At 56.4% G+C, this 13752-nt stretch carries 14 protein-coding genes and 1 pseudogene; 9 read left to right on the top strand and 6 right to left on the bottom strand.

Features of this window, described 5'->3' with window-relative positions:
* Window position 1 precedes the first annotated feature (1 nt).
* Window positions 2-346 (bottom strand): RidA family protein, encoded by a 345-nt coding sequence (locus ACZ6J2_RS04680; protein WP_023312193.1) that lies wholly within the window; start codon window positions 344-346, stop codon window positions 2-4.
* A 133-nt stretch (window positions 347-479) separates the two neighbouring features.
* Here ACZ6J2_RS04680 and ACZ6J2_RS04675 point away from each other — a divergent pair, with 133 nt between their 5' ends.
* The 5 genes from ACZ6J2_RS04675 (at window position 480) to rnd (ending at window position 6859) form a co-directional block, all read left to right on the top strand.
* Window positions 480-2390, top strand: coding sequence for an ATP-dependent DNA helicase (locus ACZ6J2_RS04675; protein WP_471724963.1), 1911 nt, complete (start codon window positions 480-482; stop codon window positions 2388-2390).
* A gap of 66 nt (window positions 2391-2456) precedes the next feature.
* Window positions 2457-3152, top strand: a complete 696-nt coding sequence (tsaB, locus tag ACZ6J2_RS04670; protein ID WP_471724962.1) for a tRNA (adenosine(37)-N6)-threonylcarbamoyltransferase complex dimerization subunit type 1 TsaB — start codon at window positions 2457-2459, stop codon at window positions 3150-3152.
* 37 nt (window positions 3153-3189) lie between these two features.
* Complete coding sequence (locus ACZ6J2_RS04665) at window positions 3190-3771, top strand: Slp family lipoprotein (RefSeq protein ID WP_032658483.1); 582 nt, start codon at window positions 3190-3192, stop codon at window positions 3769-3771.
* A gap of 203 nt (window positions 3772-3974) precedes the next feature.
* A complete protein-coding gene (gene fadD / locus ACZ6J2_RS04660) occupies window positions 3975-5660 on the top strand; it encodes a long-chain-fatty-acid--CoA ligase FadD (protein WP_471724960.1) in 1686 nt (561 codons plus the stop codon).
* A 71-nt stretch (window positions 5661-5731) separates the two neighbouring features.
* A complete protein-coding gene (gene rnd / locus ACZ6J2_RS04655; protein ID WP_471724959.1) occupies window positions 5732-6859 on the top strand; it encodes a ribonuclease D in 1128 nt (375 codons plus the stop codon).
* A 75-nt stretch (window positions 6860-6934) separates the two neighbouring features.
* Here the strand turns inward: rnd and minE are convergent, their stop codons facing one another.
* The 3 genes and pseudogenes from minE to minC all read right to left on the bottom strand — a co-directional run bounded on the left by minE (window position 6935) and on the right by minC (window position 8750).
* Window positions 6935-7204: a cell division topological specificity factor MinE gene (gene minE / locus ACZ6J2_RS04650; RefSeq protein ID WP_008500504.1), complete on the bottom strand. Its 270-nt coding sequence runs from the start codon at window positions 7202-7204 to the stop codon at window positions 6935-6937.
* Window positions 7205-7207: 3 nt separating this feature from the next.
* Complete coding sequence (gene minD, locus ACZ6J2_RS04645) at window positions 7208-8020, bottom strand: septum site-determining protein MinD (protein ID WP_029742160.1); 813 nt, start codon at window positions 8018-8020, stop codon at window positions 7208-7210.
* A 23-nt stretch (window positions 8021-8043) separates the two neighbouring features.
* Window positions 8044-8750 (bottom strand): annotated as a pseudogene (gene minC, locus ACZ6J2_RS04640) (septum site-determining protein MinC).
* 123 nt (window positions 8751-8873) lie between these two features.
* Here minC and ACZ6J2_RS04635 point away from each other — a divergent pair.
* The 3 genes from ACZ6J2_RS04635 (at window position 8874) to ACZ6J2_RS04625 (ending at window position 10390) form a co-directional block, all read left to right on the top strand.
* The gene (locus ACZ6J2_RS04635; RefSeq protein WP_029742143.1) at window positions 8874-9149 is read left to right on the top strand and encodes a YcgL domain-containing protein; all 276 of its coding nucleotides are present in this window, start codon (window positions 8874-8876) and stop codon (window positions 9147-9149) included.
* A 47-nt stretch (window positions 9150-9196) separates the two neighbouring features.
* Window positions 9197-9856, top strand: a complete 660-nt coding sequence (locus ACZ6J2_RS04630; protein ID WP_029742142.1) for a fumarylacetoacetate hydrolase family protein — start codon at window positions 9197-9199, stop codon at window positions 9854-9856.
* Between the two features lie 93 nt (window positions 9857-9949).
* Entirely contained in the window at window positions 9950-10390 is a 441-nt protein-coding gene (locus tag ACZ6J2_RS04625; protein WP_033145818.1) for a YcgN family cysteine cluster protein, read from the top strand.
* 122 nt (window positions 10391-10512) lie between these two features.
* Here ACZ6J2_RS04625 and dsbB read toward each other — a convergent pair whose 3' ends face one another.
* A complete protein-coding gene (dsbB, locus tag ACZ6J2_RS04620; RefSeq protein ID WP_023312182.1) occupies window positions 10513-11043 on the bottom strand; it encodes a disulfide bond formation protein DsbB in 531 nt (176 codons plus the stop codon).
* Window positions 11044-11186: 143 nt separating this feature from the next.
* The gene (gene nhaB, locus ACZ6J2_RS04615) at window positions 11187-12725 is read right to left on the bottom strand and encodes a Na(+)/H(+) antiporter NhaB (RefSeq protein ID WP_471724957.1); all 1539 of its coding nucleotides are present in this window, start codon (window positions 12723-12725) and stop codon (window positions 11187-11189) included.
* 200 nt (window positions 12726-12925) lie between these two features.
* Between nhaB and fadR the strand changes: the two genes are divergently transcribed.
* Window positions 12926-13645: a fatty acid metabolism transcriptional regulator FadR gene (gene fadR, locus ACZ6J2_RS04610; protein WP_023336056.1), complete on the top strand. Its 720-nt coding sequence runs from the start codon at window positions 12926-12928 to the stop codon at window positions 13643-13645.
* The last annotated feature ends 107 nt before the right edge of the window (window positions 13646-13752 follow it).

The raw sequence follows: 13752 nt of genomic DNA, 5'->3' as shown, positions 1-13752 counted from the left end.
CTTACACCGCCGCGATAATCTTAATCTCTACCTTATATTCCGGCTTCATCAGCGTGGCCTGTACGGTACAGCGTACAGGCGCGTGACCCGCCACTACCCATGCATCCCAGGCTTTGTTCATCGCCGCGAAATCCTCTTTGTTTGCCAGGAAAATCGTCGCATCCAGAATGCGGGATTTGTCGCTGCCCTGTTTTTCCAGCACCGCGTCAATCTGCGCCAGAGTGTTAGCCGTCTGCTCGAACGCATCCGCGTCCAGGTTAGCCGGTACGCCGGTGTAGTAGAGCGTCTGGTTATGGATCACCACATCAGACCAGCGGGCTTCGGCATCAATGCGCACAATTGTCATAAACGTTTCCTCGTTATTTTTCGTCGTCAGGCGGCAAGACTGCCATATTGTTCTCGTGTCGTCACTATTTGGGGTAGCACAGGAGAGGATGGGCTGACATAATCCCTGTGCAAAAATACAGTGAGAGAGCACCGTGGCAGACGATTTTTCCCCTGAAGGTCAATTAGCGCAGGCTATTCCCGGCTTCAAGCCCCGTAAGCCTCAGCGCCAGATGGCGCACGCCGTTGCACGCGCCATCGATAAGGCTCAGCCGCTGGTGGTCGAGGCCGGAACCGGTACGGGTAAAACGTATGCTTACCTTGCTCCGGCGCTGCGCGCGAAAAAGAAGGTGATTATTTCCACCGGTTCGAAGGCGCTGCAGGATCAGCTCTACAGCCGCGATTTGCCCACGGTGGCGAAAGCGCTGAAATACAAAGGTCGTCTGGCCTTGCTGAAGGGGCGCTCCAACTATCTCTGCCTGGAACGTCTTGAGCAGCAGGCGCTGGCGGGCGGCGACCTGCCGGTGCAAACCCTCAGCGACGTTATTATCCTTCGCGCCTGGGCGAACCAGACCGAAGAGGGCGATATCAGCACCTGCGCGAGCGTGCCGGAAGGCTCGCCTGCCTGGCCGCTGGTGACCAGCACCAACGACAACTGCCTCGGCAGCGACTGCCCGCTGTATAAAGACTGCTTTGTGGTGAAAGCGCGTAAAACGGCGATGGACGCGGATGTGGTGGTGGTGAACCACCATCTGTTCCTCGCGGATATGGTCGTCAAGGACAGCGGTTTCGGCGAGCTGATCCCGGAGGCGGACGTGATGATATTCGACGAAGCCCACCAGCTTCCGGACATCGCCAGCCAGTATTTCGGCCAGTCGCTTTCCAGCCGCCAGCTGCAGGATCTGGCGAAAGATTTCACCATCGCTTACCGGACCGAACTCAAAGATACCCAGCAGCTGCAGAAGTGCGCCGACCGTCTGGCGCAAAGCGCGCAGGATTTCCGCTTACAGCTCGGTGAGCCGGGCTATCGCGGTAACCTGCGCGAGCTTCTGGCGGACAAAAACATCCAGCGCGCGCTGCTGCTGCTCGATGATGCCCTGGAACTCTGCTACGACGTGGCAAAGCTGTCCCTCGGCCGTTCCGCGCTGCTGGATGCGGCCTTCGAACGCGCCACGCTCTATCGCGGGCGGCTCAAACGGCTGAAAGAGATTAACCAGCCGGGGTTCAGCTACTGGTATGAGTGCACCTCACGGCATTTCACGCTGGCGCTCACGCCGCTGACGGTGGCTGATAAGTTTAAAGAGGTGATGGCGCAAAAGCCGGGAAGCTGGATCTTCACCTCGGCAACCCTGTCGGTGAATGACGATCTGCATCACTTCACGGAACGTCTTGGCATTGAGGAGGCGGAATCCCTGCTCCTGCCGAGCCCGTTCGATTACGAAAAACAGGCGCTGCTCTGCGTGCCTCGTAATCTGCCGCTGCCGAACCAGCCGGGCGCGGCGCGCCATCTGGCCGCGATGTTAAAACCGATGATCGAGGCCAACAACGGCCGCTGCTTTATGCTCTGCACCTCTCACGCCATGATGCGTGACCTCGCCGAGCAGTTCCGCGCCACCATGACGCTGCCGGTGCTGTTGCAGGGAGAAACCAGCAAAGGCCAGCTTTTACAGCAGTTTGTCAGCGCCGGAAATGCCCTGCTGGTAGCAACCAGCAGCTTCTGGGAAGGGGTCGATGTGCGGGGGGATACGCTTTCGCTGGTGATCATTGATAAGCTGCCGTTTACCTCTCCGGACGATCCGCTGCTGAAGGCGCGCATGGAAGACTGCCGTCTGCGCGGGGGCGATCCTTTCGATGAGGTACAGCTGCCGGATGCGGTGATTACGCTCAAGCAGGGGGTAGGGCGATTGATCCGAGACGTCACCGATCGCGGGGTGCTGGTCATTTGCGATAACCGGCTGGTGATGCGCCCTTACGGAGCGACCTTCCTTGCCAGCCTGCCGCCCGCGCCGCGGACGCGGGACATAAAACGCGCGGTGCGTTTCCTGGCAAACCCAACGGCGGAGTAATTTACCCCGGAGTGTGCTAAGATGCGCGCCATTTTGTGACTGACCCTTGCGAGAGCGCGACGACTGATGCGAATTCTGGCTATTGATACCGCGACAGAGGCTTGCTCTGTCGCTCTGTTGAACGACGGTGCTGTTTCTGCTCATTTCGAAGAGTGCCCACGGGAACACACCCAACGCATTCTGCCCCTGGTAAAAGCCATTTTAACCCAGGGCAACACCTCCTTAACCGACCTCGACGCGCTGGCCTTTGGCCGTGGCCCCGGCAGCTTTACGGGCGTACGTATCGGGATCGGCATTGCGCAGGGGCTGGCGCTGGGCGCCGAACTGCCGATGATCGGCGTCTCAACCCTCGCCACGATGGCGCAGGGCGCATGGCGCATGACCGGGGCAACGCGCGTGCTGGCCGCGATTGATGCCCGCATGGGCGAAGTTTACTGGGCCGAATACACCCGCGACGAGCAGGGCGTGTGGCACGGCGAAGAGACGGAAGCCGTGCTCAAGCCGGAAGCGGTCACTGAACGACTGCAGCAGCTCTCCGGTGAGTGGGCAACCGTCGGCACAGGCTGGCCTGCGTGGCCGGAGATGGCGACCGGCACAGGCGTGACGCTGGTGGACGGCAACATGCTGCTGCCGGCTGCGGAAGATATGCTTCCGATTGCCTGCCAGCTGCTCGCGGCAGGAAAAACCGTTGCCGTTGAACACGCGGAGCCGGTTTATTTGCGAAACACCGTTGCGTGGAAGAAACTTCCTGGCCGCGAGTGAATCTCAGTAACAGGAACTGAGAAAAAGGAGTCGCATCATGGCGGTTCAGACTAAAGTAGTACGCCTTATTATGGCAGGCGCGGTTGCCATAGCACTGAGCGGATGCGTTTCCGTTCCTGATGCGATTAAGGGCAGCAGCCCGACGCCACAGCAGGATCTGGTTCGGGTGATGAATGCGCCTGAGCTGTACGTCGGCCAGGAAGCGCGCTTTGGCGGTAAGGTCATCGACGTACAAAACCAGCAGGGGAAAACCCGCCTGGAGATCGCGACCGTTCCGCTGGACAGCGGCGCGCGGCCGGTACTGGGTGAGGCCTCTCGCGGGCGTATCTATGCGGACGTCAGCGGTTTCCTCGATCCGGTCGATTTTCGCGGGCAGCTGGTGACCGTCGTCGGGCCGATTACCGGCGCCGTGCAGGGCAAAATCGGCAGCACGCCGTATAAATTTATGACCATGCAGGTCAACGGGTATAAACGCTGGCGGCTGGCACAGCAGGTGATCATGCCGCCTCAGCCGATGGATCCGTGGATGTGGGGTCCACATCCTTATCGTTACGGCTACCCGGGCTGGGGCTGGTATAACCCGGGTCCTGCACAGGTTCAGACGATCGTTACTGAGTAACTTACTGTTATTGTTAGAAAAGAGACAGCGGCTCAGCCGCTGTCTCTGTTTTTTTACGGATAAAACGAAAAAAAAGAGTGACGCGCTTCGCAACCTTAAATCTGAACAATTAATAAACTGGTACGCTGAGTTAATATAATGTTAACAAACTGTTTATTATCGGGGTTGTGATGACGACGAACACTCATTTCAGAGGTGATGCATTGAAGAAGGTTTGGCTTAACCGTTATCCCGCAGATGTTCCTGCTGAGATCAATCCTGACCGTTATCAATCCCTGGTGGAATTATTTGAACACTCGGTAAGGCGCTACGCGGACCAGCCCGCATTCGTGAATATGGGCGAGGTCATGACGTTCCGTAAGCTTGAGGAGCGTAGCCGCGCGTTTGCGGCGTATCTGCAGGAAGGGCTGGGGCTGCAAAAAGGGGACCGCGTCGCGCTGATGATGCCGAACCTGCTGCAATACCCGGTGGCGTTGTTCGGTATCCTGCGAGCCGGGATGATTGTCGTCAACGTCAACCCGCTGTACACCCCGCGCGAGCTGGAGCATCAGCTGAACGACAGCGGCGCGGCCGCGATTGTCATTGTATCCAACTTCGCCCATACGCTGGAAAAAGTGGTCGACAAAACCCAGGTTAAACACGTCATCCTGACGCGCATGGGGGATCAACTCTCGACCGCCAAAGGCACGCTGGTTAACTTTGTCGTTAAATACGTCAAGCGCCTGGTGCCAAAATACCACCTGCCGGACGCCATCTCCTTCCGCCGCGCGCTGCATGCTGGCTACCGTATGCAGTATGTGAAACCCGAAGTGGTGGCGGAAGATCTTGCGTTTCTGCAATACACGGGCGGGACTACCGGCGTCGCCAAAGGGGCCATGCTTACCCACCGTAATATGCTGGCAAACCTTGAACAGGTGAACGCCACCTACGGGCCGCTTCTGCATCCGGGCAAAGAGGTGGTGATCACCGCGCTTCCGCTGTATCACATCTTTGCGCTGACCATGAACTGCCTGCTGTTTATTGAACTGGGTGGTCAGAACATCCTCATCACCAACCCGCGCGATATCCCGGGCCTGGTGAAAGAGCTGGCGAAATACCCGTTCACCGCCATGACGGGGGTGAACACCCTGTTTAACGCGCTGCTTAATAACAAAGAGTTCCAGCAGCTGGATTTCTCCACGCTACATCTCTCTGCGGGCGGCGGCATGCCGGTTCAGCAGGCGGTCGCCGAGCGCTGGGTGAAGCTCACCGGTCAGTATTTGCTGGAAGGCTATGGGCTGACGGAATGTGCTCCGCTGGTCAGCGTGAACCCACACGATATCGACTATCACAGTGGAAGCATTGGTCTGCCGGTTCCTTCGACAGAGGCCAAACTGGTCGATGATAACGATAACGAAGTCGCGCCGGGCGAGCCGGGTGAGCTTTGCGTCAGAGGTCCGCAGGTGATGCTGGGTTACTGGCAGCGTCCCGATGCGACCGACGAAATCATCAAAGACGGCTGGCTGCACACCGGTGATATTGCGGTAATGGATGACGAGGGCTTCCTGCGCATCGTCGATCGCAAGAAAGACATGATCCTGGTCTCCGGCTTCAACGTCTATCCGAATGAGATCGAAGACGTGGTTATGCAGCACAGCGGCGTACTCGAGGTGGCGGCGGTCGGCGTCCCTTCCGGCAGCAGCGGTGAAGCGGTTAAAATATTTGTGGTCAAGAAAGATCCTTCCCTGACGGAGGAGGCGCTGGTAACGTTCTGCCGTCGTCAGCTGACGGGCTACAAGGTGCCGAAGCTGGTTGAATTCCGCAATGAGCTGCCGAAATCCAACGTCGGAAAGATATTACGACGAGAATTACGTGACGAAGCCCGTGGCAAAGTAGACAATAAGGCCTGAGCTTCACGCTAATCGCCCAGACGCCGGTTAAGCCGGCGTTTTTTATGGGCGCAAACAAAAGAGAACCCGTTTTGAATTACCAGATGATCACGACCAACGACGAGCTGGCTTCGCTGTGCGAAGTGACGCGCGACTTTCCTGCCATTGCCCTGGATACCGAGTTTGTCCGTACCCGAACCTATTATCCGCAGCTGGGTTTGATTCAGATGTACGACGGTAAACACGTGTCGCTGATTGACCCTCTCGGCATTACCGACTGGACGCCGATGCGTGACCTGCTGCTCGATACCGCCGTGACGAAATACCTGCACGCAGGCAGTGAAGATCTGGAAGTCTTTCTGAACACCTTTGGCATCATGCCCCAGCCGCTGATTGACACGCAGATCCTCGCGGCATTCAGCAATCGTCCGCTCTCATGGGGCTTTGCTGCCATGGTGGAGGAGTATACGGGCCTGACGCTGGATAAAAGCGAATCCCGTACCGACTGGCTGGCGCGCCCGCTTACCGAGCGTCAGCTGGAGTATGCGGCGGCAGACGTGTTTTACCTGCTGCCGATTGCCGGACAGCTGATGAAAGAGGCGGAAGCCTCCGGCTGGCTCGCTGCTGCGCTGGACGAGTGCCGTATGACCCAGCAGCGTCGTCAGGAAGTGGTTGACCCGAAAGAGGCCTGGCGCGATATCAGCAACGCCTGGCAGCTGCGCACGCGTCAGCTGGCATGCCTGCAGCTGCTGGCAGACTGGCGCTTGCGTAAAGCGCGTGAGCGCGATCTGGCCGTTAACTTTGTGGTTCGCGAAGAGCATCTCTGGGCAGTCGCGCGCTATATGCCGGGCAGCCTGGGCGAGCTGGACAGCATTGGCCTTTCGGGCAGCGAGATCCGCTTCCACGGTAAAACCCTGCTGGCGCTGGTCGCCAAAGCGCAGGAGCTGCCGGAAGATGCGCTGCCAGAACCGCTGCTGAACCTGATGGACATGCCGGGCTATCGCAAAGCGTTTAAGGATATCAAAGCGCTGGTGCAGGCGGTTGCAATGGAAAGCAAGCTGAGCGCGGAACTGCTCGCCTCACGTCGTCAGATTAACCAGCTGCTGAACTGGCACTGGAAGCTGAAGCCGCAAAATGGCGTGCCGGAGATGATGGCGGGCTGGCGCGGGGAATTGATGGCCGATCGCCTGAAAACGCTGCTGGACGGTTACCCGCGATAAAAAAATATGCCGGGCGAAATACCCGGCATATTTCCCCGGTGGCGCTGCGCTTACCGGGGCGGCGAAAACACAAACCTACGGACGCGACTCTTCCGCTTCCGGGAGCGTCACGTTCAGCTCCAGAATCGAAATATCCCCGTCTTTTTGTTCCAGCTGCACCGTGACCATCTCCGGGTCAATCTGCACATACTTACAGATCACTTCCAGGATGTCCTTGCGCAGCTGCGGCAGGTAGTGAGGCTCGGCGTCGCTACGACGACGCTCCGCAACGATAATTTGCAGACGTTCTTTTGCGATGTTGGCGGTGTTCTTTTTCCGCGAGAGAAAAAAGTCCAGTAATGCCATAACTTATCCTCCGAACAGGCGTTTGAGGAAACCTTTCTTCTCTTCTTCAATGAAGCGGAAAGGACGTTCTTCTCCCAGCAGACGGTCAACGGTATCGGCGTAAGCTTTACCTGCATCTGCCAATGTATCAAGGATCACTGGCTCGCCCTGGTTAGAGGCGCGTAACACGGACTGATCTTCCGGGATAACGCCCACCAGCTTAATGCGCAGGATCTCCAGCACGTCTTCCATGCTCAGCATGTCACCTTTGTTCACGCGGCCCGGATTGTAGCGGGTGAGCAGCAGGTGTTCTTTAATCGGGTCTTCGCCATTTTCCGCACGACGGGATTTAGAGGCGAGGATACCCAGAATGCGGTCTGAGTCACGCACGGATGAAACTTCAGGGTTGGTGGTGATGATCGCTTCATCAGCGAAGTAAAGCGCCATCAGGGCACCGGTTTCGATGCCAGCTGGGGAGTCGCAGACAATGAAGTCGAAATCCATTTTTTTCAGATCGTCGAGCACCTTTTCCACGCCTTCACGGGTCAGGGCGTCTTTGTCACGCGTCTGAGAAGCCGGGAGAATGTAGAGATTCTCGGTGCGCTTGTCTTTGATCATCGCCTGGTTAAGCGTGGCATCGCCCTGAATGACGTTTACGAAGTCATACACGACGCGACGCTCACATCCCATGATGAGGTCGAGGTTACGCAGACCGATATCGAAGTCGATAACGATGGTTTTCTTTCCCTTCTGGGCCAAACCAGTAGCGATGGCCGCGCTGGAGGTGGTCTTGCCAACGCCTCCTTTACCCGAAGTAACAACAATAATGCGTGCCATAGAAATTCCTTGTTAAAAAGGGATCAATTCAACGGTTGAACGGTCAACGCGTCGTCTGCCAGAAGCAGGCGAGCCGCTTTGCCATAAAATTCGGCTGGGATCTTGTCGCTCAGCCAATATTCACCTGCGATGGACACCAGTTCCGCCGTCAGGTGAGTACAAAATATTTGCGCATCTCGATCGCCACTTGCACCTGCGAGCGCACGTCCACGCATCATACCGTATACGTGAATATTGCCATCTGCAATCAGCTCAGCGCCAGCACTGACGTGGCTTGTAACAATCAGATCACAGTTTGGTGCATAAATGCGCTGACCGGAACGAACCGGCACATCAATCATTCGCGTTTTTGTGACGGTAGTAACGTTTTGCACCGCAGGAGGGGGCGTTTGCACGGCAACGGGTGCCGCACGCGAGGCTTTTTCTTTGCCCTCATTCAGAAGAGGCAGCCCCGCACGCTCAATTTCCGCTTTCAGCTCAGTATCTTTGCAGCCGCTGATGCCCACGATACGTAGTCCGGTCGAGGAGACGGCCTGCTGGAGAAGTTTCCAGTTAACCGGAGCCTCAAGACCGCTGACGTTGATAACAACAGGGGCGTGCTTTAGAAAGGCGGGAGCCTGGGCGATTTTGTCTTCTAACGCCTGACGAATAACCTCGGGTTTGCATCATGCAAATGTACCACTGATAAGGTGAAGCTACTGCCTTTAAGCTCGATGGGCGTGTTTGACATCCTGGCCTTACTCAATTTGCTATTAACCGCAACCACTCGCTGCGATATTCCGAAGAGTATCAGGCATGTTATAGTCAGGAGTATATTGAGGCAAGCAACCACCCATTAATTCAGAGTAAAAACATGTTTTGTGTGATCTACAGAAGTACAAGCCGTGACCAGACCTATCTTTATGTCGAAAAGAAAGACGATTTTTCACGCGTGCCTGAAGAATTAATGAAGAACTTTGGCCGACCACAGCTGGCGATGCTGCTGCCGCTTGATGGTCGTAAGAAACTGATTAATGCCGATCTGGATAAAGTGAAAACGGCCTTAGCCGAGCAAGGCTATTATTTACAGCTTCCACCGCCACCCGAGAATTTATTAAAACAGCATCTTGAGGCGAACGGCAAAAAATAGTCTCAACTGTTTTTGGGCACAACACATCAACCGTTTAGGGGTCGACCATGTATCAACATCATAACTGGCAAGGTGCATTATTGGATTATCCCGTCAGCAAAGTGGTTTGCGTGGGCAGCAACTACGCAAAACATATTCAGGAGATGGGCAGCGCGACGCCAGAAGAGCCGGTCCTGTTTATTAAGCCTGAAACGGCGCTTTGCGATATCCGCCAGCCGCTGGCGCTGCCGCAGGGGCTGGGTTCGGTGCATCACGAAGTTGAACTCGCGGTGCTGATCGGCGCGACGCTGCGCCAGGCCTCAGAAGAACATGTTAAAAAAGCGATTGCCGGATACGGCGTGGCGCTGGATCTGACCCTGCGTGACGTGCAGGGCAAAATGAAGAAAGCAGGACAGCCGTGGGAAAAAGCCAAAGGGTTTGATAATTCCTGCCCGATTTCGGCGTTTGTGCCGGTGAGCGAATTTACCGGCGATCCGCAGGACACGCCGCTCAGCCTCAAGGTTAACGGTGAGATCCGCCAGCAGGGCACCACGGCAGACATGATCCATAAGATTGTGCCGCTGATCGCCTACATGAGCCGCTTCTTTACCCTGAAGCCGGGCGATGTGATCCTGACCGGAACCCCAGAAGGTGTTGGCCCGCTACTCAGCGGTGACGAGCTTGAGGTCGGTTTTAACGGCCTGTCGCTGAAAACCCGCGTGCTGTAACCCCATCTTGCCGCCTGAAGAGGGCGGCAAAACTTGCAACAACGTGCCAGACTCGTTATAAGGTGCGCTTTCTTTTGACGTGTGGACATCCTGATGAACGACATCCCTTTCTGGCAAAGCAAAACTCTCGACGACATGACTGACGCGGAATGGGAATCATTGTGCGACGGCTGCGGGCAGTGCTGCCTGCACAAGCTGATGGATGAAGATACGGACGAAATCTACTTCACCAACGTTGCCTGCAAGCAGTTAAACATTAAAACCTGCCAGTGCCGCAACTATGAGCGCCGGTTTGAATTTGAGCCTGACTGCATCAAGTTAACCCGGGATAATCTGCCGACGTTTGAATGGCTGCCGCATACCTGCGCGTATCGCCTGCTGGCGGAAGGGAAAGGTCTGCCTGACTGGCATCCGCTGCTGACCGGTTCAAAAGCGGCGATGCACGGTGAACGTATTTCTGTGCGCCACATTGCGGTGAAAGAGTCCGAGGTGCAGGACTGGGAAGATCACATCATGAACCACCCGACCCGTTGAGATTAAAAAACCCGCCGAGGCGGGTTTTTTTGTGCTTGTGCGGCCTGATGCCCTCACCCCAACCTCTCCCGTGGGAGAGGGCGCAAACGCTAAAAACGGCAACCTTGGTTGCCGTTTTGCGTTTACCTTCCGAACAAATCGCGTTTCTTCGGTTTGAACGGCTGGGCAATCAGCACCAGCAGCGCCACGACGAAGTAGGCGGCAAAAATACCCACCAGCCACTGCGGCATCTCCAGCGTCAGGAATTCCCACTGACGAACGGAGCAGTCACCGGATGCGACAAACACCTGCGGCAGCCATTTGTCCAGCGGCAGCCAGCTCGGGAAGCGGGCGGCAAAATCACAGGTCATAAACGGCGACGGATGCAATTGCATCATGGTGTGCTGCCAGGAGAGTTCAATTCCTTTCCAGGCGCTGTAGATCCAGATGGCAATCCCGGCATAGCGAAGCGGCGATTTTGGGGCAATCGCACCCACCAGGCCCGCACCCATAATGCCGAACAGCGCGCTGCGTTCGTAAATACACAGTACGCAAGGTTTCAGTCCCATTACATGCTGGAACCACAGCGCGACCATTTCCAGCGCAAAGGCGGTCAGGGCCATTAACAACCACGCTCCGCGACCGCGGGAGCACTGGTTTAAAAATCTCAACATAATCATTTCCCTGGAACATGCTTAGAAAGCGCAGTGTAAACGAATTCGTTTTTCGCGCCACCTGTACCTGGCGAAATAAAACGTAATTGGATGTTTATCGTGCGAAAAGGCAAACGGGCAGCGAACTGCCCGAGATGCATAGTTTACTGCGCCGCAAGTATACCCGCTTGTACCAGCCATTGCGTACAGGGAATGAGGGTAATTTTGACGCAAAGCAATCCGACGATCGTGAGCACCAGCGTATAGGGCAGCGCCATCCAAACCATCCGGCCATAAGAAAGACGTATGAGCGGCGCGAGGGCGGAGGTCAGCAGGAACAGGAAGGCGGCCTGGCCATTTGGCGTCGCTACCGACGGCAGGTTGGTGCCGGTGTTGATCGCCACGGCCAGCAGCTCAAACTGTCCGGCGCTGATAACGCCTTGCTCCATAGCGGCTTTGGCCTCGTTGATGTAGACCGTCCCGACGAAGACGTTATCTGAGATCGACGAGAGCAGGCCGTTAAACAGGTAAAACAGCGAGAGCTGAGCATCCGGTGATGCCTGTAATACAAAGGAAATAATCGGCGCGAACAGGTGCTGGTCGATAATCACCGCCACGACGGCAAAGAACACCGCCAGCAGTGCGGTAAACGGCAGGGCTTCGGTAAACGCCTTGCCGATGGCATGTTCGTCCGTCACGCCGGTAAAGGTGGTGGCGAGAATAATGACTGACAGGCCAATCAGCCCCACTTCGGCAAGATGGAACGCCAGCGCCGCGATAAGCCAGACGCCAATGATCCCCTGAGCAATCAGTCGTAGCGTCTCCTGGCGCGTCCGCTGGCTTCGGCTCTGTACATCGAATTTATGCAGCTCCTGACGAACCGGCTCCGGGAGCTGCGCCCCGTAGCCAAAGAGGCGAAACTTCTCCACCAGCAGACAGGTCGCCAGCCCGCAGATCAGCACCGGTACGCTCACCGGGGCCATTCTCAGGAAGAAATCACCGAAGTTCCAGCCCGCCGCTTTGGCAATGATCAGGTTTTGCGGCTCGCCCACCATGGTCATCACGCCGCCCAGCGCGGTACCCACGCCGGCATGCATCATCAGGCTGCGCAGAAACGCGCGGAATTGTTCCAGCACGTCACGGTTATGCGCCTCAACGTGGCTGTCATCCTGCAGGTCCTCATTTGGGCGAGAGGAGGCCACGCGGTGATAAATTCCGTAAAACCCAACCGCGACGCTGATCACTACCGCAACGACCGTCAGCGCATCCAGGAACGCCGACAGGAAGGCGGCGGCAAGGCAAAACGCCAGCGAGAGGAACATTTTCGACGGAATGCTGAGCAGCAGGCGCGTGAAGATGAACAGCAGCAGCTGTTTCATAAAGTAGATGCCGGCCACCATAAAGATCAGCAGCAGAAGCACTTCGAGATTAGACGCCAGCTCTGCTTTGACATGCCCGGCGCTGGTCATACCGATGACGACGGCTTCAAACGCCAGCAATCCGCCCGGCAGAAGGGGATAACATTTCAGCGCCATGGCCAGGGTGAAGATAAACTCCGCCACCAGCAGCCAGCCGGCGATAAAGGGATTCACGCTAAAAATGATGGGATTAACGACCAGGAAAACCAGCAGTATCAGCTTATACCAGTCAGGAGACTGACCTAAAAAATTGCGCCATAGCGCGCGCCCAAAAGAAATTTCCACAACAGACGTCCTTCCCGTCAAGTAAGACAAAACATCAGTATACGCAAAAATCGCGGCCTGGAGGCGGATAAGGCTGCATTGTAAATTTCACAAAAATGAAACGGCGATCCCTCTTTTCTCTCTTTGCCGCGCTACCTGCCACTGCGTGCCTCTGGTATGATGAGTCCAATTTGCTAAAGCTGTGTAATGGAAATCTCACTATGGTCATTAAGGCGCAGAGCCCGGCGGGTTTCGCGGAAGAGTACATCATTGAAAGCATCTGGAATAATCGTTTCCCTGCGGGGTCCATTCTTCCGGCTGAACGCGAACTCTCTGAACTGATTGGCGTCACTCGCACCACGCTGCGTGAAGTGCTTCAGCGGCTGGCGCGCGATGGCTGGTTGACGATCCAGCACGGTAAGCCTACGAAAGTGAACAATTTCTGGGAAACGTCCGGGCTGAACATTCTTGAAACGCTGGCGCGTCTTGACCATGAAAGCGTGCCGCAGCTCATTGATAATCTGCTCTCCGTTCGCACCAACATCGCGACGATCTTTATTCGTACCGCTTTCCGTCAGCATCCGGAAGACGCCCTTGCGGTGCTGGCCAGCGCGAACGAGGTGGAAGATCATGCCGATGCTTTTGCCACTCTCGATTACAACGTGTTCCGCGGCCTGGCGTTTGCCTCCGGCAACCCGGTGTATGGGCTGATCCTCAACGGTATGAAAGGGCTTTACACCCGCATTGGCCGCCACTACTTTGCCAATCCGGAAGCGCGTAGCCTGGCGCTGGGCTTCTACCACAAGCTGAGCAAGCTCTGTACCGAAGGCCTGCACGATCAGGTTTATGAGACGGTGCGCCGCTACGGTCACGATTCCGGTGAAATCTGGCACCGTATGCAGAAAACGCTGCCGGGTGATTTAGCGATTCAGACCCGCTAAAAGAAAAAACCTCTCGTATGAGAGGTTTTTTTTCGTCGGGTGGCGGCTACGCCTTACCCGACCTACGGGTTTTGTAGGCCCGGTAAGCGTAGCGCCACCGGGCAAAA

The sequence above is a fragment of the Enterobacter sp. E14S genome, from assembly GCF_055666685.1.
This window is presented reverse-complemented; position numbering and strand designations above follow the sequence as displayed.

What these genes read in the sequence shown, in the direction of transcription:
- ACZ6J2_RS04680 (WP_023312193.1), bottom strand. Translation starts at nt 346, where the DNA reads ATGACAATTGTGCGCATTGATGCCGAAGCCCGCTGGTCTGATGTGGTG.
- tsaB (WP_471724962.1), top strand. Translation starts at nt 2,457, where the DNA reads ATGCGAATTCTGGCTATTGATACCGCGACAGAGGCTTGCTCTGTCGCT.
- ACZ6J2_RS04665 (WP_032658483.1), top strand. Translation starts at nt 3,190, where the DNA reads ATGGCGGTTCAGACTAAAGTAGTACGCCTTATTATGGCAGGCGCGGTT.
- minE (WP_008500504.1), bottom strand. Translation starts at nt 7,204, where the DNA reads ATGGCATTACTGGACTTTTTTCTCTCGCGGAAAAAGAACACCGCCAAC.
- minD (WP_029742160.1), bottom strand. Translation starts at nt 8,020, where the DNA reads ATGGCACGCATTATTGTTGTTACTTCGGGTAAAGGAGGCGTTGGCAAG.
- ACZ6J2_RS04635 (WP_029742143.1), top strand. Translation starts at nt 8,874, where the DNA reads ATGTTTTGTGTGATCTACAGAAGTACAAGCCGTGACCAGACCTATCTT.
- ACZ6J2_RS04630 (WP_029742142.1), top strand. Translation starts at nt 9,197, where the DNA reads ATGTATCAACATCATAACTGGCAAGGTGCATTATTGGATTATCCCGTC.
- ACZ6J2_RS04625 (WP_033145818.1), top strand. Translation starts at nt 9,950, where the DNA reads ATGAACGACATCCCTTTCTGGCAAAGCAAAACTCTCGACGACATGACT.
- dsbB (WP_023312182.1), bottom strand. Translation starts at nt 11,043, where the DNA reads ATGTTGAGATTTTTAAACCAGTGCTCCCGCGGTCGCGGAGCGTGGTTG.
- fadR (WP_023336056.1), top strand. Translation starts at nt 12,926, where the DNA reads ATGGTCATTAAGGCGCAGAGCCCGGCGGGTTTCGCGGAAGAGTACATC.